This is a genomic window from Oceanobacillus profundus (assembly GCF_003515705.1).
GTDB lineage: Bacteria > Bacillota > Bacilli > Bacillales > Amphibacillaceae > Oceanobacillus > Oceanobacillus profundus.
In genome coordinates this window covers 35025-55895 of record NZ_QWEH01000006.1, presented here as the reverse complement: position 1 = coordinate 55895, position 20871 = coordinate 35025, and the positions used below count along the sequence as shown (strand labels likewise).

Annotated in this window: 25 protein-coding genes; 24 read left to right on the top strand and 1 reads right to left on the bottom strand. The window is 39.0% G+C overall.

Annotated features, from left to right (window positions below):
- Window positions 1-17: 17 nt before the first annotated feature.
- The 16 genes from dnaX (at window position 18) to rsmI (ending at window position 11684) form a co-directional block, all read left to right on the top strand.
- Entirely contained in the window at window positions 18-1700 is a 1683-nt protein-coding gene (dnaX, locus tag D1B32_RS10570; protein ID WP_118889301.1) for a DNA polymerase III subunit gamma/tau, read from the top strand.
- 237 nt (window positions 1701-1937) lie between these two features.
- Window positions 1938-2252 carry a YbaB/EbfC family nucleoid-associated protein gene (locus tag D1B32_RS10565; protein WP_095313943.1) on the top strand — a complete coding sequence of 105 codons (315 nt, stop codon included), beginning with the start codon at window positions 1938-1940 and terminating at the stop codon, window positions 2250-2252.
- 97 nt (window positions 2253-2349) lie between these two features.
- Window positions 2350-2946 carry a recombination mediator RecR gene (gene recR / locus D1B32_RS10560; RefSeq protein WP_118889300.1) on the top strand — a complete coding sequence of 199 codons (597 nt, stop codon included), beginning with the start codon at window positions 2350-2352 and terminating at the stop codon, window positions 2944-2946.
- Window positions 2947-2962: 16 nt separating this feature from the next.
- Entirely contained in the window at window positions 2963-3178 is a 216-nt protein-coding gene (locus tag D1B32_RS10555; protein WP_095313940.1) for a YaaL family protein, read from the top strand.
- Window positions 3179-3553: 375 nt separating this feature from the next.
- Window positions 3554-3817: a pro-sigmaK processing inhibitor BofA family protein gene (locus tag D1B32_RS10550; RefSeq protein ID WP_095313938.1), complete on the top strand. Its 264-nt coding sequence runs from the start codon at window positions 3554-3556 to the stop codon at window positions 3815-3817.
- A gap of 95 nt (window positions 3818-3912) precedes the next feature.
- Window positions 3913-4110, top strand: coding sequence for a sigma factor G inhibitor Gin (locus tag D1B32_RS10545; RefSeq protein WP_095313936.1), 198 nt, complete (start codon window positions 3913-3915; stop codon window positions 4108-4110).
- A 230-nt stretch (window positions 4111-4340) separates the two neighbouring features.
- On the top strand, window positions 4341-5765 hold the full coding sequence (locus D1B32_RS10540; protein WP_118889299.1) for an aminotransferase class I/II-fold pyridoxal phosphate-dependent enzyme: 1425 nt from the start codon (window positions 4341-4343) through the stop codon (window positions 5763-5765).
- A 15-nt stretch (window positions 5766-5780) separates the two neighbouring features.
- The gene (tmk, locus tag D1B32_RS10535; protein WP_118889298.1) at window positions 5781-6407 is read left to right on the top strand and encodes a dTMP kinase; all 627 of its coding nucleotides are present in this window, start codon (window positions 5781-5783) and stop codon (window positions 6405-6407) included.
- Between the two features lie 15 nt (window positions 6408-6422).
- On the top strand, window positions 6423-6752 hold the full coding sequence (locus tag D1B32_RS10530; RefSeq protein WP_095313931.1) for a cyclic di-AMP receptor DarA: 330 nt from the start codon (window positions 6423-6425) through the stop codon (window positions 6750-6752).
- 38 nt (window positions 6753-6790) lie between these two features.
- Window positions 6791-7225: a YaaR family protein gene (locus D1B32_RS10525; RefSeq protein ID WP_095313930.1), complete on the top strand. Its 435-nt coding sequence runs from the start codon at window positions 6791-6793 to the stop codon at window positions 7223-7225.
- Window positions 7226-7402: 177 nt separating this feature from the next.
- Window positions 7403-8392 (top strand): DNA polymerase III subunit delta', encoded by a 990-nt coding sequence (holB, locus tag D1B32_RS10520; RefSeq protein ID WP_118889297.1) that lies wholly within the window; start codon window positions 7403-7405, stop codon window positions 8390-8392.
- A 6-nt stretch (window positions 8393-8398) separates the two neighbouring features.
- A complete protein-coding gene (locus tag D1B32_RS10515) occupies window positions 8399-9223 on the top strand; it encodes a PSP1 domain-containing protein (protein ID WP_118889296.1) in 825 nt (274 codons plus the stop codon).
- Window positions 9224-9237: 14 nt separating this feature from the next.
- On the top strand, window positions 9238-9585 hold the full coding sequence (gene yabA / locus D1B32_RS10510; RefSeq protein ID WP_095313925.1) for a DNA replication initiation control protein YabA: 348 nt from the start codon (window positions 9238-9240) through the stop codon (window positions 9583-9585).
- 222 nt (window positions 9586-9807) lie between these two features.
- On the top strand, window positions 9808-10551 hold the full coding sequence (locus D1B32_RS10505; protein ID WP_118889295.1) for a tRNA1(Val) (adenine(37)-N6)-methyltransferase: 744 nt from the start codon (window positions 9808-9810) through the stop codon (window positions 10549-10551).
- Window positions 10541-10831: a GIY-YIG nuclease family protein gene (locus D1B32_RS10500; protein ID WP_095313922.1), complete on the top strand. Its 291-nt coding sequence runs from the start codon at window positions 10541-10543 to the stop codon at window positions 10829-10831. Before D1B32_RS10505 ends, D1B32_RS10500 begins: the two co-directional genes overlap by 11 nt.
- Window positions 10809-11684: a 16S rRNA (cytidine(1402)-2'-O)-methyltransferase gene (rsmI, locus tag D1B32_RS10495; RefSeq protein WP_095313919.1), complete on the top strand. Its 876-nt coding sequence runs from the start codon at window positions 10809-10811 to the stop codon at window positions 11682-11684. The genes D1B32_RS10500 and rsmI overlap by 23 nt, the downstream gene beginning before the upstream one ends.
- Window positions 11685-11841: 157 nt before the next feature.
- Here rsmI and D1B32_RS10490 read toward each other — a convergent pair whose 3' ends face one another.
- Window positions 11842-12117 carry a transition state genes transcriptional regulator AbrB gene (locus D1B32_RS10490; protein ID WP_095313918.1) on the bottom strand — a complete coding sequence of 92 codons (276 nt, stop codon included), beginning with the start codon at window positions 12115-12117 and terminating at the stop codon, window positions 11842-11844.
- A gap of 410 nt (window positions 12118-12527) precedes the next feature.
- Here D1B32_RS10490 and metG point away from each other — a divergent pair, with 410 nt between their 5' ends.
- From metG to D1B32_RS10450, 8 genes are all read left to right on the top strand, one after another.
- A complete protein-coding gene (gene metG / locus D1B32_RS10485) occupies window positions 12528-14546 on the top strand; it encodes a methionine--tRNA ligase (protein WP_095313916.1) in 2019 nt (672 codons plus the stop codon).
- A 216-nt stretch (window positions 14547-14762) separates the two neighbouring features.
- Complete coding sequence (locus D1B32_RS10480) at window positions 14763-15530, top strand: TatD family hydrolase (RefSeq protein WP_118889294.1); 768 nt, start codon at window positions 14763-14765, stop codon at window positions 15528-15530.
- Between the two features lie 258 nt (window positions 15531-15788).
- Window positions 15789-17006 (top strand): resuscitation-promoting factor, encoded by a 1218-nt coding sequence (locus D1B32_RS10475; protein ID WP_118889293.1) that lies wholly within the window; start codon window positions 15789-15791, stop codon window positions 17004-17006.
- Between the two features lie 218 nt (window positions 17007-17224).
- Complete coding sequence (gene rnmV / locus D1B32_RS10470; protein WP_095313912.1) at window positions 17225-17791, top strand: ribonuclease M5; 567 nt, start codon at window positions 17225-17227, stop codon at window positions 17789-17791.
- A complete protein-coding gene (gene rsmA, locus D1B32_RS10465) occupies window positions 17784-18659 on the top strand; it encodes a 16S rRNA (adenine(1518)-N(6)/adenine(1519)-N(6))-dimethyltransferase RsmA (RefSeq protein ID WP_118889292.1) in 876 nt (291 codons plus the stop codon). The genes rnmV and rsmA overlap by 8 nt, the downstream gene beginning before the upstream one ends.
- 256 nt (window positions 18660-18915) lie before the next feature.
- Window positions 18916-19788: a sporulation peptidase YabG gene (gene yabG, locus D1B32_RS10460; protein WP_118889291.1), complete on the top strand. Its 873-nt coding sequence runs from the start codon at window positions 18916-18918 to the stop codon at window positions 19786-19788.
- Between the two features lie 372 nt (window positions 19789-20160).
- Window positions 20161-20427, top strand: coding sequence for a biofilm formation stimulator Veg (gene veg / locus D1B32_RS10455; RefSeq protein WP_095313908.1), 267 nt, complete (start codon window positions 20161-20163; stop codon window positions 20425-20427).
- Between the two features lie 239 nt (window positions 20428-20666).
- Window positions 20667-20846, top strand: coding sequence for a small, acid-soluble spore protein, alpha/beta type (locus tag D1B32_RS10450; protein WP_095314433.1), 180 nt, complete (start codon window positions 20667-20669; stop codon window positions 20844-20846).
- Window positions 20847-20871 lie beyond the last annotated feature (25 nt).

The window sequence follows — 20871 nt, the reverse complement described above, 5'->3', positions numbered from 1 at the left end:
AGAGGGGAATCTGTATTATGAGCTATCAAGCTTTATATCGCGTTTGGCGTCCAAGAACTTTTGAGGATGTCGTAGGACAAACACATATTACGAGAACATTGCAGAATGCGATTGTACAAGATAAATTTTCGCATGCTTACTTATTCTCTGGGCCAAGAGGGACAGGGAAAACAAGTGCTGCCAAGATTTTTGCCCAAACAATTAACTGTGAGCATGCACCAGTCAAAGAACCATGTAATGAATGTGATGCATGTCGTGGCATTTTGGATGGCTCGATTTCAGATGTTATCGAAATTGATGCTGCATCCAATACGAGTGTCGATGATATTCGTGAAATCCGAGACAAGGTAAAGTATGCTTCAAGCGCAGTACCATATAAAGTGTACATCATTGATGAGGTACACATGATTTCTATTAATGCATTCAACGCATTACTAAAAACGTTAGAAGAACCACCAAAGCATGTCGTCTTTATTTTGGCAACGACCGAGCCACATAAAATTCCATTAACGATCATTTCTAGGTGTCAGCGATTCGATTTTAAACCGATATCCAATCAGGCAATTGTAGATCGTATGCAAACGATTATGGAAGCAGAGAATATTTCTGTTTCGAAAGAGGCATTGGATACTGTTGCATTAGCAGCAGAAGGTGGAATGCGTGATGCGTTAAGTATTCTGGATCAAGCAATTTCCTATAGTGAGGACCAGGTAGAACTCGATGATGTGTTGGCTGTTACTGGTGGTGTTTCCCAGAAAGTGCTCACCGATATCGTAAAGGCCATGCATGAAAAAGATGTGGAACAGGCGTTACAGCTATTGGATGATTTGATCCAACGGGGGAAAGATCCTGGACGATTTGTATATGATCTGATTTATTTTATGCGTGATCTATTGCTTTTCAAAAGTGCTCCATCGCTAGAAGGATTGTTGGAGAGAGCAAGAGTGGATGATAACTTCCTTGCACTTTCTGATTCTGTATCAACCTCATGGATTCAGGATGCAATTATCCAACTGAATCAGTGCCAACAAGAGATCAAGTGGACGAATAGTCCCAAGGTATTTATCGAAATAGCGATACTCACGATTACCAATCGATATCATGCCGGTGAGCAGGCGACAGCTGATGTTGATTCAGAAGCAGTAACAAAACTGATGAGCAAAATGTCACAATTGGAAAAAGAGCTTACCAATCTGAAGCAGCAGCCTGCACAGCCTGTTCAAGCACCAGCTGCATCTGAGAAGAGAAGGCAACCTGCGAGAGGATCGAAAAATAGCTATAAAATCCCGTTTGAGCGAATTCGTGATGTGCTTGGAAAAGCAGAAAAGCCTGCATTAAAGCAAGTACAATCACAGTGGGCCAACTTTTTAAGTAAGCTAAAGCAAGTGAATGCACCTGCACATGCAACGATACAGGATAGTAAACCTGCAGCTGCATCCGCAGATTCACTCGTTGTCGCATTTAAATATGAAATCCACTGCTCCTTATTTTTAGATAATCGGGAGACAGTTGAATCCGTACTTACGAGTGTGATGGATAAGCAATTAACGATTATCCCAATTCCAGATAATGATTGGACACAGCTCCGTACGGAATATATAAGCAAACAAGATAAGCCTAAAGATGAAGAACAAGGAGACCCACTAGTGGATGAAGCTAGGAAGCTCTTTGGAGATGAATTACTGGAAATACATGATTAGGAAACAAAAGCGCAAGCGCCCGGTTAGCGACGTACGGACTGAGCCGTAGGGAGTCGATGTTGACTTTCACCACAAGGGTATAAGTGCGACTAAGCCTCTGGAGCAGCCAATCGGCAAGTCTTCTTTATCGTACGGAGGTGAGGGAAGTCTCGCTACAGCTTTAGCGCTGGAGCTGGATGTGGCTGTTCCAGTATAAGGAAAAAAATAATAATGAATAATCTAAAGGAGGTATTTTCCATGAAGGGAAATATGAACAATATGATGAAGCAAATGCAAAAAATGCAAAAGAAAATGATGCAGGCACAGGACGAATTGCATGAAATGTCTTTTGAAGCATCAGCTGGTGGTGGAATGGTTACCATTACAGCAAATGGGAAAAAGGAAATTACAGATATTGCAATTAAAGAAGAAGTTGTAGATCCAGATGATATCGAAATGCTACAAGATCTTATCATTGCTGCAACAAATGATGTATTGAAGCAAATTGATGATAAAACGAACCAACAAATGGGACAGTTCACAAAAGGCTTAAACATGCCTGGTATGTTTTAATTAAAGGAAAAATGGCAGGGGATTACGATCCCCTATGCCAAGTATAAGCACCCGGTTTGAAGCGGGTGCTTATGTTTTCGTGTAGGAGGCAGGCTTGATGTATTATCCAGAACCAATATCGAAGTTAATTGACAGTTTTACAAAATTGCCTGGCATTGGACCGAAAACAGCTGTCCGTCTGGCATTTTTTGTTTTGAATATGAAAGATGATGATGTGCTTAATTTTGCCAATGCATTAGTGAATGCCAAAAGAGAGCTCTCCCATTGCAGTATTTGTGGACACATCACCGATCAGGATCCATGCGCGATATGTTCGGATACATCTCGAGATAATTCGGTTATTTGCGTCGTGCAAGATCCAAAAGATGTCATTGCAATGGAAAAGATGAAAGAATTCCACGGAAAATACCATGTTCTTCATGGCGCAATTTCACCAATGGATGGAATTGGACCAGAAGATATTAATGTCCCTGATCTAATCAATCGTCTGAAGGATGAGGAAGTAAAAGAAATCATCCTAGCAACTAACCCAAACATCGAAGGGGAAGCAACCGCAATGTATATTTCACGCCTTGTTAAACCATCAGGTATCCGCACGACTCGAATTGCACATGGCTTACCTGTTGGCGGCGATTTGGAATATGCAGATGAAGTAACATTATCAAAAGCTTTAGAGGGTAGAAGAGATTTGTAGAAGTTAGGTGAAGTGCATGGGGAAAAAACGAAAGACAAAAGATGTCAATCATGAGCTGCTTGATACAATCATTCAAGCAGAACAAGAGTGGAAACAAATTAGGTCTATTGTAGAACAAAGTATGGAGCCTTCAATCAATGGAATGCAGCAAGAAGCAATTGCTCGGGCTAAATATTTATTTCTTCTGCGTGAGGCAAGACTGCGTAATATTAGTGCAGTGCGAGTATACTAGAATTATAGATTAAGGGAGACAAGGTTTGTGAGTATAGATGGCCTTGTCTTTTTTTATTGAGAAACCACAGTTTGAAAAATGTGTAGAAAAAATAAATGAAGAATTGAGGGAGAAACAGGACATGTTGACGGTTCAGTTTTAGAATGGGGAAAAGGGGCGGTTCTTTTACTGAACGTTTGGCAACATCTCCTAACGACTTTTAATAAAAGGCTGTTAAATCAAGCTTTATATAAAATCACCTACTTTCTTACAAAGATTCATGATCATGTTTTTTCACAGAGAGATTCTTTTCTTTCCCCGCTTCCTTGGTTCTTTTTTACGAAATACAAGCATAAATTTACTAAAAAAGAGGTTGAGGAAGAGGGTTGATTTCAGTTGAGTTCTGCAATTGTTATTTCGGTCATTGTTGGACTAATTATTATTTTATTATTCGTTGGTGCCCCTGTTAAGCCAATGAAATTCATTGGACAGGCTACAGTAAAGCTTGGAATTGGTATTCTGTTTTTATTTTTCTTTAATGTATTCGGTGGGATGTTTGGGCTGCACATTCCAATTAATTTATTTACAGCTGTCGTATCTGGTTTTTTAGGGTTATTTGGATTGGCGTCCTTGGTGGCGATTCATCTGTTTATTATTTAGCTAGACCATTTTATTCCAAACTTAAAAGTTTCAAAGTTTCCCCGTATAGTTTTCCTTAGATTGGGAGATACTAGTTTCTAACGGAGGTGGGGAAGGTGGAACAAGCTAATTCATTAGGACTTTCACAATGCGGCATCTGTGAGGAACAAAAGGAGAAGGGAATTCATTTATATACGATGTTCATTTGTACGGAATGCGAGTATAATATGATTCATACGGAGCCAAGAGAAGAAAAGTATAACTATTACTTACGAAAATTAAAGAATATTAATCAACCGAAATTATATTCATAGCTATTCAGGGAGTCTTTGCTTGCAAAGGCTTCTTTTGTTGGTCTGAGAATGATAAAATTGCCATGAAATGCAAAAGCGAGGTAGGATAAACTTTCTACCATCCACATCCATGCTATATCTAAGAAAATCTCACGTGGCAATGATACGATGCTCGTAAGGGAAGCATCGTCATTACGTCGTTCGTTAATTTGCGATTATTATAATCGAAAGAAACTAAAGGAGGGACAATGATGAATCAGAATCACAATCGAATGCCGATCTTTGAAAGATTGCAGCAATTTACATACAAAGACCCGATATCCTTTCATGTCCCAGGTCATAAAAATGGTGAAATATTCCCGAAACATGTAAGGTCTTATTTTGATTCCATCTTAAAGTTAGATATGACAGAGCTACATGGATTAGACGATCTTCATGCGCCAACGGAAATGATTGCAGAAGCAGAAGGGTTAGCTGCGGATTTTTTTGGCTCAGACCATACGTTTTTTCTTGTTGGCGGGAGTACGGCAGGGAATTTAGCAATGGTGTTAGCAGCCTGTTCACCAGGTGAAAAAATTATTGTTCAACGTAATTGCCATAAATCCGTTATGAATGGCTTGGAACTTAGTGGTGCAAAGCCAGTATTTATCGCCCCCAATTATGATGAAGCAGTCGATCGCTATACGAGTCCAAGTTTGTCTACATTAGAAGAAGCGTTACAAAAGCACTCAGACGCAAAAGCGATTGTACTCACCTATCCTGATTATTTTGGAAGAACGTATCCAATTAAAGCCATGATAGATTTGGCACATTCGTATAACATTCCAGTTCTCGTCGATGAAGCACATGGAGTTCACTTTGCTTTAGGGAAACCTTTTCCAGCATCTGCTTTAAGGTTGGGAGCAGATGCTGTTGTGCAATCAGCTCATAAAATGGCCCCGGCAATGACAATGGCTTCTTATCTACATATAAAATCCAAACTTATTTCCAAAGAGCGAATTGCCCACTATTTACAAATCATTCAATCGAGCAGTCCATCCTATCCATTAATGGCTTCGTTAGATATTGCACGTTTCTTTTTAGCCAAATTGGAAAGCAATGATATAGAACGTATTTTACGAAGTGTGAACGAAGTGCGGACGATACTTGATAAGTGCGAGGCATGGAATGTCCTGCCAATTGAAGTACAGGATGATCCACTTAAAATAACGTTACACGTGAAACAATCGTATTCAGTTCAAGATGTGACACGGCTTTTTGAAGAAGAAAATTTATATCCAGAGCTTACAACACATAATCAGCTATTGCTTATTCATGGGCTTGAGCCGTTTAATAAGCAGACCCAGCTTCAAAAAATAGTAAAAAGAGTAGGGGAACAATTAAAAATTGAACTAAATCATGATACAATAGAAATAGCAAAGTTATTTCCAGAAGCCATTCAGGAATTGGCTTTGTCGTATCAAGAAATGCAGGCAAGATCTTACAGACGTGTACCTTTTGGTGAAGGTATCGAACATATAGCAGCAGAGGCAGTCATAGCCTATCCGCCGGGAATTCCGATCATTCTTAAGGGTGAACGTATTACAACAGCACACCTTGCTACTACCCGACAGCTTCGTAATCAAGGTGTTCGAATTCAGCAACGGGAATCAGGCATCAAGATCTACAGGAAATGATGAAGGAGATATAACATGAGGGCTTTTTTTATAACATTTGAAGGTGGCGAAGGTGCTGGAAAAACAACCATCCTTCAAGCGATCGCATCAAGGCTAACGGATTTGGGGTATGACGTGATAACGACCCGTGAACCAGGCGGTATCAACATTTCTGAGAAAATCCGTGACATTATTCATGACCCGGATCATACAGAAATGGAAGAACGTACGGAAGCACTTCTCTATGCAGCAGCACGCAGGCAGCACCTTGTAGAAAAAGTACTTCCAGCACTGGAACAAGGGAAGGTTGTTCTCTGTGATCGTTTTATTGACAGTAGTTTAGCATATCAAGGGTATGCCCGTGGATTAGGAATTGATGAGGTCTTTTCCATCAATCAATTTGTCATTGGGGATTGTATGCCAGATTTGACTTTATTTTTTGATATTACGCCAAAAAAGGGATTAGAGCGTATTGCAGCGAATAAAGATAGAGAGAGGAATCGACTTGATCTTGAAAACCTTAAGTTCCATGAAATGGTTTATGAAGGTTATCAGATTCTTAAAGACAAATTCCCCAACCGAATTCAAACGATTGATGCAGATCAATCCATAGACATAGTTGAACAGGCTGTGCTCGACCGTATTATCAGTTTTATAAAATAAAGGGGGCTTATGCACATGAAACTAATCATGGCAGTTATCCAAGACAAGGATTCCAATCGTTTAGTAAATGCTTTGGGAGAAAAGGATTTTAAGACAACAAAGCTTGCTTCAACTGGTGGTTTTCTGAAGGAGGGTAATACCACCCTGATGATTGGATGTGAAGACCAAGAAGTAGATAATGCCTTAGACATTATTAAGGATAATTGTTCGCATCGTGAACAGATGGTCGCACCAATCTCCCCAATGGGAGGAAATGCAGATTCCTATATTCCGAAGCCAGTTAAAGTTGAGGTTGGTGGAGCAACGGTATTTGTACTTCCAGTCGAATCATTTTTACAGTTTTAATAAATAAGTGTATTACCTCTAAGAAAGGGGCTGGACCAATGAAAATTACAAACGAAATACAAGCTAATTTAGAGCCGAAATATGCGCGTAAAGCAAGTGCAGATAAACAGGCTTTCAGTCAAATGGTTCAGTCCCAAACACAAAGTTTAAAGCATCAAGAGTTACAACAGCTTGTTAGTAATATTTCGAAGCAAGGAAATAAGCTTGCTCGTTATCGGTCATTTCGTGAACTGGCCGCATTTAAACGAATGGTGAAAGGGTTTCTGCAGAGGACAGTTTATGCTGGATATGCCTTGGATAAATCACATCATTTCGGTTTAGATGGACAAACTCGGAAGTTAGCAATCGTTAAGCAAGTCGATGAAAAGCTAATCAAACTTACAGAGGAAATTATGAACCAGGAAAAGAAGACAGTAGATATCCTAGCACTTATCGGAGAAATTAAAGGATTACTGATTAATATATATACGTAAGGGAAAAAGCGGAGGCGCCCGGTTAGTGACGTACGGACTGTACTTATCGTGTCATGATGTGGGGAAGTCTCGCTAGTCGTTGGGTGCTGGAGCTGGGCGCGGCTGTTCCAGTACAAGGAATTATGTAGTCAAATCATTATATCTAAGTAAGAAGTTAAAGCTTAAGGACGGATACATATGAAAACATGGTCTCAGGTGGCCGAAGTACAACCACTAGCAACACGTATTATAACAAATAGCATTAAAAAAGATCGGATTTCTCATGCGTATTTGCTCCAAGGCGAAAGAGGAACAGGTAAAGGAGCAATTGCTTTACTCATTGCCAAAGGCCTGTTCTGTCCAAACAAATCAAGCGTAGAGCCGTGCAATGAATGCAATAACTGCAAACGAATTGATTCACATAATCACCCTGATGTACATTGGATTGAGCCTGATGGACAATCGATTAAGATTGAACAAGTGCGTAATTTGCAGAAAGAATTTACGTACTCAGGTCTTGAATCGAATCAAAAGGTATATGTGATTAAGGATGCAGACACATTGACTGTAAATGCCGCAAACCGGATTCTGAAGTTTTTAGAGGAGCCAAGTAAAGAAACGACAGCAATTATGCTGACAGAGAATAGTCAATCGATTATTCCAACCATCCGTTCACGCTGCCAAGTTATTGATTTAAAGCCACTCCACGCTGCTTCTTTCCAAAACCAACTAATCGAGCAGGGGATGGAAAAAAATCAAGCCGTGCTCATCAGCGCCCTCACGAATAATTTAGATGAGGCCTTTAGATGGAGCGGAGATGCGTGGTTTGCAGAAGCTAGAAAACTAATGGTACAATTAATAGAAATGTTTACCACAAAGCCTGAAGACGTTTATCTCTTTATTCACAGTCGCTGGGTAGCCCACTTTAAGGAGCGACAAGAGCAGGAGCAGGGATTGGATTTATTACTTCTGGCTTTTAAAGATATTCTCTATTTCCATATTGGAAATGAGGATATGATGGTATGTTTCACCTCCAAGGATCCGCTCGTTGAAAAGGCAGCAATGTCTTTTTCCCAGGAAAATCTTGTGAATAGCTTGAATTTCGTTCTACAGGCAAAGAGGAAATTGAAGCAAAATGTTCAACCCACCTTGGTGATTGAACAACTAGCGCTTCAAATACAGAGGTGAAATGTAATGATTGAAGTTATTGGTGTCCGTTTTAAAAAAGCGGGTAAAATATATTATTTTGATCCAGGAACAGATACGATTTCCTTGGATAGTTATGTTATAGTAGAGACAATACGAGGGGTTGAATTTGGGAAGGTAGTTATTACGAATAAACATGTTGATGAAGAAGATGTTGTCCTCCCATTGAAAAAAGTAATCCGTATTGCTGACGAGAAAGATAAGCTATCCGTTTTAGAAAATCAAGAGCAAGCGGATAAAGCATTTCATATATGTTCAGATAAGATTGAGCAGCATAAGCTTGATATGAATCTGGTTGAAGTAGAGTACACATTTGATCGCAATAAAATTATTTTTTATTTTACAGCAGATGGCAGGGTCGACTTCCGGAACTTAGTGAAGGATTTGGCCTCCATGTTTAAAACGAGAATTGAACTACGCCAAATTGGTGTACGCGATGAAGCGAAAATGCTTGGTGGTATTGGACCTTGTGGCAGAATGCTTTGTTGTTCAACGTTTTTAGGGGATTTCGAGCCAGTATCAATAAAAATGGCGAAGGATCAAAATCTTTCCCTTAATCCTGCTAAAATATCTGGGTTATGCGGCAGACTCATGTGCTGTTTAAAATATGAAAATGATACGTATGAAACTGCAAAGCGTGATTTGCCGGATATTGGCGAAGCAATTGTAACGCCATATGGAAAAGGAAAAGTAGTTGGTCTCAATATACTTGAGCGGCTCATCCAAATCGAAATTCCGGAAAAAGAACGCGTTGTTGAATATACTTTAGATGAATTAATAGATGAAGGAATTTTAGCGCAAGCCACAGAATGATGAGGTGAGTGGGCGTGAGGAACAGAGAAATTTTTGACCAGGTTTCGGATATGGAAAAGCAAATTGGTGAACTGTATGAACAGCTTGGTGATTTAAAGGGGCGATTAAGTGAATTGCTTGAGGAAAATCATCGATTAGCTGTAGAAAATCACAATTTGCGTAATCATCTCGATCATCAAAAGGAAGCTGCGGATGAAGCGTCAGATAAGAAAACTTCCAAAGGTAGCTTCCCTGGTGAAGGGTATGATAATCTTGCTAGATTATATGAAGAAGGTTTTCATATATGTAATCTGGAATTTGGAAGCCCAAGGAGAGATGAAGACTGTATTTTCTGCCTTGACTTTTTTGAGAAAACAAAATAAAAGCTTTTTTGCATACGTGCAACGAAGGTATTCGCTTAGGGAGACACGAACTCCAACTTAGAAGGGATCCTTAGAAAGCAAAGAACGACCATCTAAGGATCTCTTTAACGGATGCCACGTTTTTTAAATGAAGGCTATTACTGCTGTCTCGATATATGTCCGAGGCAGCTTTCTTTTCATTAGACAGTTTTATGAACAACGTTAAATAGTAAGGAGTTAACCATGGTACAATTATTTAATGACGAACGTATGGATTATTTGTTAAATGATGAGCAGATGCAAATTATCCAAAGCCCAACAGCTTTTGCCTTTTCCCTGGATGCAGTATTACTTGCTCATTTTGCCTATGTGCCCGTAAAGCGAGGGAAAATATTGGATTTATGCACCGGCAATGGTGTCATTCCCCTGCTCCTATCAAAAAGAACAAACGCTGAAATAACAGGTGTAGAAATTCAAGAGCGGATTTTTCATATGGCAGAAAGGAATGTGGAGTTAAATAAACTTTCCAATCAGTTAATGATGCTACAAGGCGATTTAAAGGAAATGCAGCCGATACTCGGACAAAGCAGTTTTGATGTCGTTACGTGTAATCCTCCATATTTTAAAACACCTTCCCGTACAGAACATAATCATAATGAATTTTTGACGATTGCTCGGCATGAAGTATTTTGTACGTTAGAAGATGTTGTAAAAGCCTGTAAATTACATGTTCGACCAGGCGGGAAAGTCGCGATGGTCCATCGACCAGGGAGACTCGTTGATATAATAGAGCTTTTTAGAAAGTATAAATTAGAACCAAAGCGTATGCAGCTTGTATATCCGAAGCGGGAAAGGGAAGCAAATATGCTTTTAATTGAAGGTGTCCGGGATGGTAAAGCAGACTTGAAAATCCTGCCGCCATTATATATCTATGAAGAGGACGGTACGTATACCAAGGAAGCAGAGGAAATTATTTATGGTATGTGAACATGTTGTCTACATTCTTCGATGCAAGGATGGTTCACTTTATACAGGATATACAAATAATTTAGAGCGTCGCTTAAACATGCATGAAACTGGTAAAGGTGCGAAATATACACGTGGAAGAGGGCCTTTTCAGGTTGTATTTGTGGAACGTTTTTTGACGAAGGAAGCAGCGATGCAACAGGAATATCGGATTAAACAGCTTTCACGAAATGAAAAAAAGCTGCTGATTCAGGAAAAGCAGAAGGAGACGTTGCAATATGAACATTCAAAAGAGCTTTGACGATGAAAAAGCAGGCGTTTTATACGTTGTTCCAACACCGATTGGTAACCTTGAGGATATTACCTATCGCGCGCTGAAAATTCTAGAATCTGTTAGTTTAATTGCAGCCGAAGATACAAGAAATACAAAAAAGCTTCTAAATCATTTTGAGCTTACAACGCCTTTGATTAGTTATCATGAACATAATAAAGTAGCTAGGGAAGAGCAGCTATTGGAAAAAATCAAGCGTGGCGAATCAATCGCTATTGTAAGTGATGCCGGAATGCCGACGATTTCGGATCCTGGGGTTGAAATTGTTCAAGCTGTAATTGAAGAAAATCAAAACGTCGTCGTCCTGCCAGGTGCAAATGCTGCATTATGCGGCTTAATTGGTTCTGGTTTACCAACAGATGAATTTTATTTTTATGGATTTTTACCAAGAAAGAAGAAGGATAAAGCGTCTGAGTTGGATCGTTTAAAACGGTTGAAAGCAACATTGCTCTTTTATGAGTCTCCATATCGAATAAAGGATACGTTAAAGATAATTCATGAACAGCTTGGAAATCGGAATATCGCAATTGCCCGTGAATTGACGAAACGATTTGAAGAATTTGTTCGGGGAACTGTGGAGGAATTAATTGAGTGGGCTGAAAGTCAGGAAATGCGCGGTGAATTTGTGCTCGTCGTCGAAGGGTCAACCCTTGCTGCAGAGGAAGAAGCCGATAACTTATGGTGGGAATCATTATCTGTTGTTGCGCATGTTAATCATTATATTGAAGAAAAAGGATTTTCGAGTAAGGATGCAATCAAGCAAGTGGCGGTTGATCGAAATATTCCAAAACGCGATGTTTACCAGATGTATCATATTGGATGAGCAAGTTGAAAGGTGAAAGGATATTTCAAGATTATAAATAAAATTAATGAATTTTTACTTCATCCACTAAAAAAGAGAGTTGACGTGCTATCAACAAGCGTCAGCTCTCTTTGTGATTGTAGTTTTAGTTTATTCCTGGTTTGGAGACTTGCGCCAACTATTTTAAGCGCGATTGAATTTCTTCTAAAAGTGCGTGTGCGCCTTCTGGGCTAACGACAAGCTTTCCATGAGCTAGAGACAGATTATCGTCCGAAATTTCGCCTGTAATTTGGCAAGTCATATTTGGCTTATATTTCTTAAGGACAATTTTATCATTGTCTACGTAAATTTCCATTGTATCTTTTTCATGGATATCTAGTGTGCGTCGAAGTTCAATAGGTATGACTATTCGCCCTAGTTCATCAACTTTACGTACAATACCAGTAGATTTCATTATTTTCCTCCCCCAAGGTTTGGGAAAAAACACGAAAAAATTCTTCTCAGAAAGAAGATATTTGTGCTTTTTGCCTTAATTTTTTTCTTTGGAACAAAAAAACGCCATATTTCGACACCTATATTAGCATTAGGATATCAACTATTGATTATTCTGTCAACAAATTTTAGTATTAGTGGGAAAATTTATTTATCTAAATAATCGGTTTAATATGTTGGTTAACTATAATAATAAATACATACGAAGTTGCTTTTCTTAACTAGCTTAAGCGCCCGAGGCTTAGCGAGACTATCTTCAACTTATGAGACGTTATATACTTTTGTTCTATTACACAGCATTTGGCAAATTGCGTTATAATAGCTACAATAGATTTTATAAAATAATTTGGTTTGGACCTAGGAGGTAAATGCATGTCACAGGATAGAAAGACTTTTTATATAACGACCCCAATTTATTACCCGAGCGGAAAGTTACATATTGGGAATGCCTACTCAACGATTGCTTGCGATGTGATGGCACGTTATAAGAGAATGACAGGGTTTGACGTTTTCTACCTAACAGGTAGTGATGAACATGGGCAAAAAATTGAAAACAAAGCGAATGAGTTAGGCATTACGCCACAGGAATATGTTGATGGTATGGCTGAGAGCATGCAGGAGTTATGGAAACTGCTTGATATAAGCAATGATAAATTTATCCGCACAACGGATCAGACACATAAACAGGTAGTTGCCGATATTTTTGAACGCTTTTTAGAACAAGGAGATATTTATTTAGATGAATATGAAGGCTGGTATTCGATTCCAGACGAAACGTTCTATACGGAAACACAATTAGTCGATGTAGAGCGTGATGATGCCGGAAATGTTATTGCTGGAAAATCACCAGATAGCGGGCATCCGGTGGAATTGATTAAAGAGGAATCGTATTTCTTTAGAATGAGTAAGTATGCGGATCGCCTGCTGGATTATTACAATACACATGCAGACTTTATTCAACCGGAATCTCGTAAAAATGAGATGATTAACAACTTTATTAAACCAGGATTAGAGGATTTAGCGGTATCGCGTACCGTTTTCTCTTGGGGAGTGAAAGTACCGAGCAATCCGAAGCATGTTGTCTATGTATGGATTGATGCCTTATCTAATTATATAACGGCATTAGGCTACGGAACAGATAATCAAAGCCTATTTAATAAATATTGGCCAGCAGATGTGCATATGGTTGGAAAAGAAATCGTTCGTTTCCACACAATTTATTGGCCAATTATGTTAATGGCACTTGACTTACCATTACCAAAGAAAATCTTTGGCCATGGCTGGTTACTAATGAAAGACGGCAAAATGTCGAAATCAAAAGGAAATGTTGTTTATCCAGAAATGCTTGTGGAGCGCTATGGTTTAGATGCTCTGCGCTATTACCTAATGCGTGAAGTGGCATTTGGAAGTGATGGCATCTTTACACCAGAGGATTTTGTTTCGCGAGTTAATTATGATTTAGCGAATGACTTAGGGAACCTATTAAACCGTACGGTAGCGATGATTAACAAATATTTTGACGGCGAAGTTCCTGCACTCGATGGAAATGTCACAACTTTTGATGAAGATTTGAAGGCTACAGCAGAAAAAACAATTGCTGATTATCAAGAAGAAATGGAGAACATGCAATTTAGTAGTGCCCTAAGCCATGTTTGGACATTGATTTCCCGTGCGAACAAGTATATCGATGAAACAGAGCCTTGGAAGCTTGCTAAGGAAGCAGATAAGCAGTCAGAACTTTCTAGTGTTATGGCTCATTTAGCTGAAAGCTTACGTGTTTCTGCAATTCTTTTACAGCCATTCCTGACGCATGCGCCGAAGGAAATATTTGCGCAACTAGGTATCCATGATGATGCTGCAGGTGATTTTGCAACTGTTCATTTCGGTCATTTCCCAGGAAATACGAAAGTTATAGCGAAAGGGACACCAATCTTCCCGCGTTTGGATATCGATGAGGAAGCTGGTTATATTCGTGAACAAATGGCTGGTGGAACTAAGCTGGAAGAGGAAGAAGCTAGTGATTGGGACCCAATGGAAACAGAACTTGTTTCAACGAAGGATAAGCAAATTAAATACGATGATTTTGATAAAGTCGAATTAAAGGTAGCTGAGGTGATTGATTGCAGCAAAGTGGAAGGTGCTGATAAGCTGCTAAAATTCCGCCTCGATGCTGGCGACAAGGCACATCGCCAAATTTTATCGGGGATCGCTGAATTCTATCCAAACCCAGAAGATTTGATTGGGAAGAAGGTAGTTATTGTAGCGAACCTAAAACCACGAAAAATGCGCGGAGAAATTAGTCAAGGTATGATTCTTTCTGCTGAGCATGATGGTCAATTACAAGTGATTGAAGCACCAGTTAATGCTCCAAATGGATCTGAAATTGCATAACGATTAATAAATACCCTGCTGATTTCTTAGCAGGGTATTTGCAATTAGATGATGAAATTGGAGCACTTTTTTAGGGGAATGCTGATGATTAAAGGAAAAATGCTGAAGTTTACATTATAATTATTGAAGTTCACAATAAAAGCCAGGAGGAGTGACAGTCCGAGCCAGCGCACTAACTCTAAGCTTAACAATTTACAAATGAAAAGGATGAAAAATATGCTATTTGATACACATGTCCACTTAAATGCAAGACAATTTGCAGAAGACCTGCCAGAAACAATCAGTCGGGCGTTAGATGCAGGTGTTACGCGAATGGTTGTTGTTGGATTTGACCGAGAAACGATTCCACTTGCAATCAAAATTGCAGAACAGAATGAAAATATTTATGCAGCTGTTGGCTGGCATCCAGTCGATGCGATTGATATGACAGAGGGAGATCTTGCTTGGATTGAGGAATTATCGGCCCATCCAAAGGTTGTAGCCATTGGTGAAATGGGGCTGGATTATCATTGGGATAAATCCCCGAAGGACGTACAAAAGGAAGTATTCCGAAAGCAAATCCATTTAGCTAAAAAGGTAAAGATGCCAATTATTATCCATAACCGTGAGGCAACAGAAGATATTATCGAGATTTTACAAGAAGAAGATGCGAAGGAAGTTGGAGGAATCATGCATTGCTATAATGATTCCATAGATTATGTCCAAGCATGTCTGGACATGAATTTCTATATTTCACTTGGCGGCCCTGTTACGTTTAAAAATGCACCATTACCGAAAGAGGTTGCAAAGCAGGTACCGCTAGACAGATTATTAATTGAGACAGATGCACCTTATCTTGCACCACACCCAAATCGCGGGAAGCGTAATGAGCCGGCGTATGTAAAATTAGTAGCGGAAAAAATTGCTGAATTAAGAGGAATGAGCATTGAAGAAATTGGTGAAGCTACAACCCGAAATGCATGTAATTTATTTGATGTGAAGTAAAATAACAGTAATTTTATGTAACAATACGCCCTAAATATGGAAGGAAAAAGGAGACTGATAACGCTAGCAGTCTCCCTTTTATTTCAATTATGTAACATAGAATAACATTGATTTATCAAGGTTAAATTTGTTTTTGTAGACTCAATTCCATAGAAAATAAAAAATGCGTAATATAACTGTAAATGAATCGTAACCCCAGTGGCTTTGACTTTGCCACTCTCTGTTTATATAATCAATTGGGAATAAGGGGGCAGGCACATGGAATTAGTTCATAAGCTTTTGCCGGCATCGAAAAAGAAGCTGGTTATTTCAAGTATTGGTGTTTTAGCACTTGTTTTATTTTCAGTGTTTGTACTAGTGGAAGCAACGAAAGCTGAAGTAGTAATGACAGACAACGGAGAAATACAAACAATCAGCACAAACTCAAATACAGTTGGAGACTTGCTTCAAGAACTAGGAATAACTGTTGGAACGTACGATTTCTTATCTCATGATGAGACAGAATCCATTGAAGATGGAATGGAAATAACGTATAAGACTGCAAAGCAAATTACAGTAAGTATTGATGGTAAAGAACAGGTTTATTATACAACTGCAGATACAATTGAAGATTTCCTAAGTGAACAAGATTTATCTTTCCAAGAACGTGATGAAATATCTCATCAGCCAGCAGAGGTAACGGAAGATGGCTTACATATCGAGGTTGAGAAGGCATATCAGGTAACTATCAATGACGGCGGCGAAAAGAAAAAAGTCTGGACAACAGGTGGAACAGTAAACGATCTGCTAAAGGAAGCTGATGTAGACTATGAAAAAGACACGGATGATCGAATCACCCCAGCGCTTGATGAAGAAGTAACCAAAGGGAAAACGATTGCCATTGTACGTGTAGCTATCGAAGATGAAGAAGTTACAGAAACCATCGCATTTGACATAGAAGAACGTCAAGATAGCTCGCTTTTAAAAGGGGAAGAGAAGGTTATTTCAGAAGGTGAAGAAGGCACGGTTACAAAGCGTTTTAAAGTAACCAAGGAAAACGGTGAGGAAGTAAGCCGTGAATTAGTTAGTGAAGATGTAAAAGAAGAAAGTGTTACGCGTGTGGTAGCAGTTGGTACAAAGGAAGAAGTCCAGGAGTCAAATCTTGTTACACTTGCTAATGAAACACCAAAGGACAGTAGTCAAGACGGGGAAACAATAACAGTGACAGCAAGTGCATTTACGTCAGAATGTGGTGGATGTTCAGGTGTAACAGCTACAGGAATTAATTTGGGAGCTAATCCGAATATGAAAGTAATTGCTGTGGACCCGAATGTAATTCCACTTGGATCGAAGGTATGGGTTGAAGGCTATGGAGAAGCAATTGCAGGTGATACAGGCGGGAATATAAAAGGAAATCGCATCGATGTCCATGTACCATCCAAATCTGATGCTTATTCATGGGGAGTGAAAACCGTTCAAGTTAAGGTGTTGAATTAATAAGATACGTTTTTATCATACTATGAAGGTTTGTTGTAATCTCTACTGTGAAGTTTCACTTTATAAACGATAGAATAAAATGCTCTTATCATGCTAAAATGGTAAGAGCATTATTTTATTATAGAAGGTGCTTAAAAAGTCCAGTATTTTTGCTTAAAATACTCCGGTCATCTAACATTTTTAGAACCGTATAAAGATAAAGCAGTGGAGGAAATCGATTGAAAATAAAAGAAATTATTGTTGTTGAAGGAAGAGACGACACAACGAAAGTTCAACAAGCAGTTGACGCAGATACAATAGAAACGAATGGATCAGCTATTAATAAAGAGACGTTAGCTCGAATAAGACATGCGAAAGAAAAGCGCGGTGTCATTATTTTTACAGATCCAGATTATCCTGGTGAGCGTATCCGCCATATTGTCGATCAAGCTGTTCCAGGGTGTAAGCATGCTTTTCTTACGAGAGATCAAGCAAGGGCCAAGCATCCGAAAAATAAAAGTCTCGGTATTGAACATGCTAGTATCGAAACGATTCGGCATGCACTAAAAAAGGTATATGAATTAGCAGATATACGCGAAAGTGAGATTGAAAAAGCAGATTTAATTGAACATGGTTTGATTGGTGGACGGGAAGCAAGCATACGTCGGGAGAAACTTGGTGAATTCTTGCAAATCGGGCATACGAATGGAAAGCAGCTGCTGAAACGACTAACACAATTCCAAATAACAAAAGCACAATTTGAGCAAGCTATAAAAGTGATCCAACAGGAGGAAAAGGATGTCTAAAAAATATATAGCAACTCCTTCAAGAACGAAAGAGATTTTAAATAAATACAAGTTCTCTTTTAAAAAGAGTCTTGGACAAAACTTCTTGGTAGATGTCAATGTATTAGAGAATATTATTAAACATGCTGGGATTGATGAAGCAGCTGGTGCAATTGAGATTGGACCAGGGATGGGGGCGTTAACGGAACAGCTGGCAATTCATTCAGACAAGGTTGTAGCTTTCGAAATTGATCAGCGGCTCTTGCCAATCTTGAAGGATACGCTTCACGATTATTCCAACGTAGAAGTTATTCATCAGGATATTTTAGAAGCGGATGTGGAAACTGTTATTCGTACACATTTCAAACCAGATCAGCCAATTCATGTTGTTGCAAATCTGCCTTATTATATTACGACACCGATTTTAATGAAGCTTGTTCGTGATAGATTACCGGTAACAAGCTTGACTGTTATGATTCAAAAAGAGGTTGCAGAACGAATGGCTGCAAAGCCGAATAGTAAGAGCTATGGATCACTGACCATTGCCGTTCAGTATTACACAGAGGCGAAAGTTGTTATGACCGTACCGAAAAGCGTGTTTATGCCACAGCCAAATGTGGATTCGAGTATTTTGCAGCTTGTAATAAGGGAAAAGCCTCCGGTTGAAGTAGTAGATGAAGATTTCTTTTTTGAGCTTGTGCAAGCATGCTTTGCGCAAAGAAGAAAGACATTGCGCAATAACCTAACTAGCTTTTTTAAAGAGCAATTTACAAAAGAAGAAATTACATCGATTTTAGATACCACTGGAATCGATGGTTCCAGACGGGGTGAATCACTTAATATGGAAGAGTTTGCCTTACTTTCGAATACATTTTATAAAAATAAATAATGCAAAAAAGCTATTGTTGTATTGCTGTGACAATAGCTTTTTTGACAAATAAAAAAATTTAAATCTTCTCTATCATTTATCTTTGTTTTCTAACGTCCACGAGCTCCCCAGATTTCCTCAGGTCCTTACGAAGTGTATTTATGTAGGGATTCTTCCTTTTTAAATTTTCATGAACGCCCATGCCTGATATTTCTAAGCACAGGCTTCTAGGCCATCACATAGTCTATAGAATAACCGAAGGCTAAGAGGTGGATATATGGGCATAACTATTGGAGAACTTGTTACACGTAGTTCCTATCAGCATGACCTGCTATTCCGTGTAGCCGCAATAAATAAAAACACAGCAATTCTACATGGTGCAGAAATGCGACTTGAGGTAGATGCTCCACTTCATGATCTTGTTGTAGCAAAGCGTCAGGATGTAGAAAGGCGGCAACAGAAGGAAAAGGAGAAAGAAGAATTTTCCTATCGATTATTTCGTCAGGATTATCAGTTGATGAAGGAAAAAAGAATGTACCATTCAACGGATGGTTATTTGAATAATGCCAAATTTTTTCAGCTCCCTGCAAAGGTCCTCCATTTAGATGGAGACCCGATGTACTTAAGAAAATGTATTTCCCTGTACCAGCGCATTGGGCTACAGGTGCATGGAGTTCATTTAAATGAGAAAGAAATGCCGGATGAGATTGGCGGCTTAGTAGAAAGAATAGGACCGGATATTATCGTTATTACAGGGCATGATGCTTATTCAAAAAATAAAGGATTTAAAAATGACTTACGAGCCTATCGTCATTCTAAATATTTTGCCGAAACTGTACGAGAGGCAAGGAGGAAAAGCTCTAATTTAGACCAGCTTGTTATCTTTGCAGGTGCTTGCCAATCACATTTTGAATCACTTATACGTGCTGGAGCCAATTATGCCAGCTCTCCATTAAGGGTAAATATTCATGCATTAGACCCTGTTTATATTGCGGCTAAAATAGCCTATACCCCATTTATGGAGAGTGTTAGCGTATGGGATGCATTACGCAACACGATGACGGGGGAAAAAGGAATGGGTGGAGTGGAGACGAGAGGTCTACTTCGTACAGGTTTGCCTTATTTAGAAAATGGTGAGGATGAGGAATAAGAATATTGCTGTCCTTTCTAAACAAAGATAACTAAAAAAAATACTGTAATGCCATCCGCGTCCAAGAAGCGTTCAATCTGCAGGGGACTTCTCTCACCTCGGTACATCGCTAACTGGACGCTTCTGCTTTTATAGTAAGGGGTGAGTATTCAAAAGGAATTTAGCACCGCGAAATGGTGTATTTAAATTTATGCTAAAGTTCGATAAAAATTTTCGGCAAAATTATACATAAATTGTTAACATATGCAAATAATATAAGAAATAGACAAAAATTATTGTTGACAGGTAAAAAGACTTACTGATATAATATTAAGTTTTGTTTGACTGTCGGACAAGTTTATGTTACACTATTAACTAGTGAGGTGGAGTGTAGTGGCTAAAACATTAATCGAAATTAAGCAAGGTCTTGAATGCCATGTTGGAAAGCGGTTGAAATTAAAAGCCAATGGAGGGAGAAGGAAAACGGTGATACGATCGGGAGTACTTGCAGAGACGTATCCTTCAGTCTTCATTGTTGAGCTTGACCAAGACGAAAATGCATTCGAACGTGTTTCATACAGCTATGCAGACATATTGACAGAGACGGTAGAATTAAAATTTTTAGATGAACGGAATAAAGCGTTATTAATGGAACAGTAGACAGTTGTCTGCTGTTTTTTATTGGAAAAAAGTGTGAAATTTAATCGGTGTTTTTAGCTGCCAAAATTCCAAAGTGCGGGCTAGTCTGTACACCACTAATTAGGCACTTCTGCTTTTGTCCTAAAAGGTGTAACTTTCCATTGTTTCATACTTCTTACTCGTTTTGATTTAGCATATAGACATAAACTAAGCATGTCGTAAGGGTAAACTAACTTAAAATGGAAAGGGGCTGTTCTTTCGTGGGAAGACGTAGAGGAATGATGTCAGACCAGTTGAAAGAAGAAATTGCTAAGGAGTTAGGGTTTTACGACACTGTCCAACAAGAGGGCTGGGGTGGCATTAAAGCGCGTGATGCAGGTAATATGGTGAAACGCGCAATTGAAATAGCCGAGCAGCAAATGCAAAGGGGCAAATCCTAAGGGGTTTGCTTCTTTTCATATTTAG

Coding starts and splice junctions, on each gene's coding strand:
- D1B32_RS10505 (WP_118889295.1), top strand. CDS start 9,808: ATGGTACAATTATTTAATGACGAACGTATGGATTATTTGTTAAATGAT.
- D1B32_RS10540 (WP_118889299.1), top strand. CDS start 4,341: ATGAATCAGAATCACAATCGAATGCCGATCTTTGAAAGATTGCAGCAA.
- metG (WP_095313916.1), top strand. CDS start 12,528: ATGTCACAGGATAGAAAGACTTTTTATATAACGACCCCAATTTATTAC.
- recR (WP_118889300.1), top strand. CDS start 2,350: ATGTATTATCCAGAACCAATATCGAAGTTAATTGACAGTTTTACAAAA.
- D1B32_RS10555 (WP_095313940.1), top strand. CDS start 2,963: ATGGGGAAAAAACGAAAGACAAAAGATGTCAATCATGAGCTGCTTGAT.
- rsmI (WP_095313919.1), top strand. CDS start 10,809: ATGAACATTCAAAAGAGCTTTGACGATGAAAAAGCAGGCGTTTTATAC.
- yabG (WP_118889291.1), top strand. CDS start 18,916: ATGGGCATAACTATTGGAGAACTTGTTACACGTAGTTCCTATCAGCAT.
- tmk (WP_118889298.1), top strand. CDS start 5,781: ATGAGGGCTTTTTTTATAACATTTGAAGGTGGCGAAGGTGCTGGAAAA.
- D1B32_RS10475 (WP_118889293.1), top strand. CDS start 15,789: ATGGAATTAGTTCATAAGCTTTTGCCGGCATCGAAAAAGAAGCTGGTT.
- rsmA (WP_118889292.1), top strand. CDS start 17,784: ATGTCTAAAAAATATATAGCAACTCCTTCAAGAACGAAAGAGATTTTA.
- D1B32_RS10500 (WP_095313922.1), top strand. CDS start 10,541: ATGGTATGTGAACATGTTGTCTACATTCTTCGATGCAAGGATGGTTCA.
- D1B32_RS10525 (WP_095313930.1), top strand. CDS start 6,791: ATGAAAATTACAAACGAAATACAAGCTAATTTAGAGCCGAAATATGCG.
- D1B32_RS10480 (WP_118889294.1), top strand. CDS start 14,763: ATGCTATTTGATACACATGTCCACTTAAATGCAAGACAATTTGCAGAA.
- D1B32_RS10565 (WP_095313943.1), top strand. CDS start 1,938: ATGAAGGGAAATATGAACAATATGATGAAGCAAATGCAAAAAATGCAA.
- holB (WP_118889297.1), top strand. CDS start 7,403: ATGAAAACATGGTCTCAGGTGGCCGAAGTACAACCACTAGCAACACGT.
- dnaX (WP_118889301.1), top strand. CDS start 18: ATGAGCTATCAAGCTTTATATCGCGTTTGGCGTCCAAGAACTTTTGAG.
- D1B32_RS10530 (WP_095313931.1), top strand. CDS start 6,423: ATGAAACTAATCATGGCAGTTATCCAAGACAAGGATTCCAATCGTTTA.
- D1B32_RS10490 (WP_095313918.1), bottom strand. CDS start 12,117: ATGAAATCTACTGGTATTGTACGTAAAGTTGATGAACTAGGGCGAATA.
- D1B32_RS10515 (WP_118889296.1), top strand. CDS start 8,399: ATGATTGAAGTTATTGGTGTCCGTTTTAAAAAAGCGGGTAAAATATAT.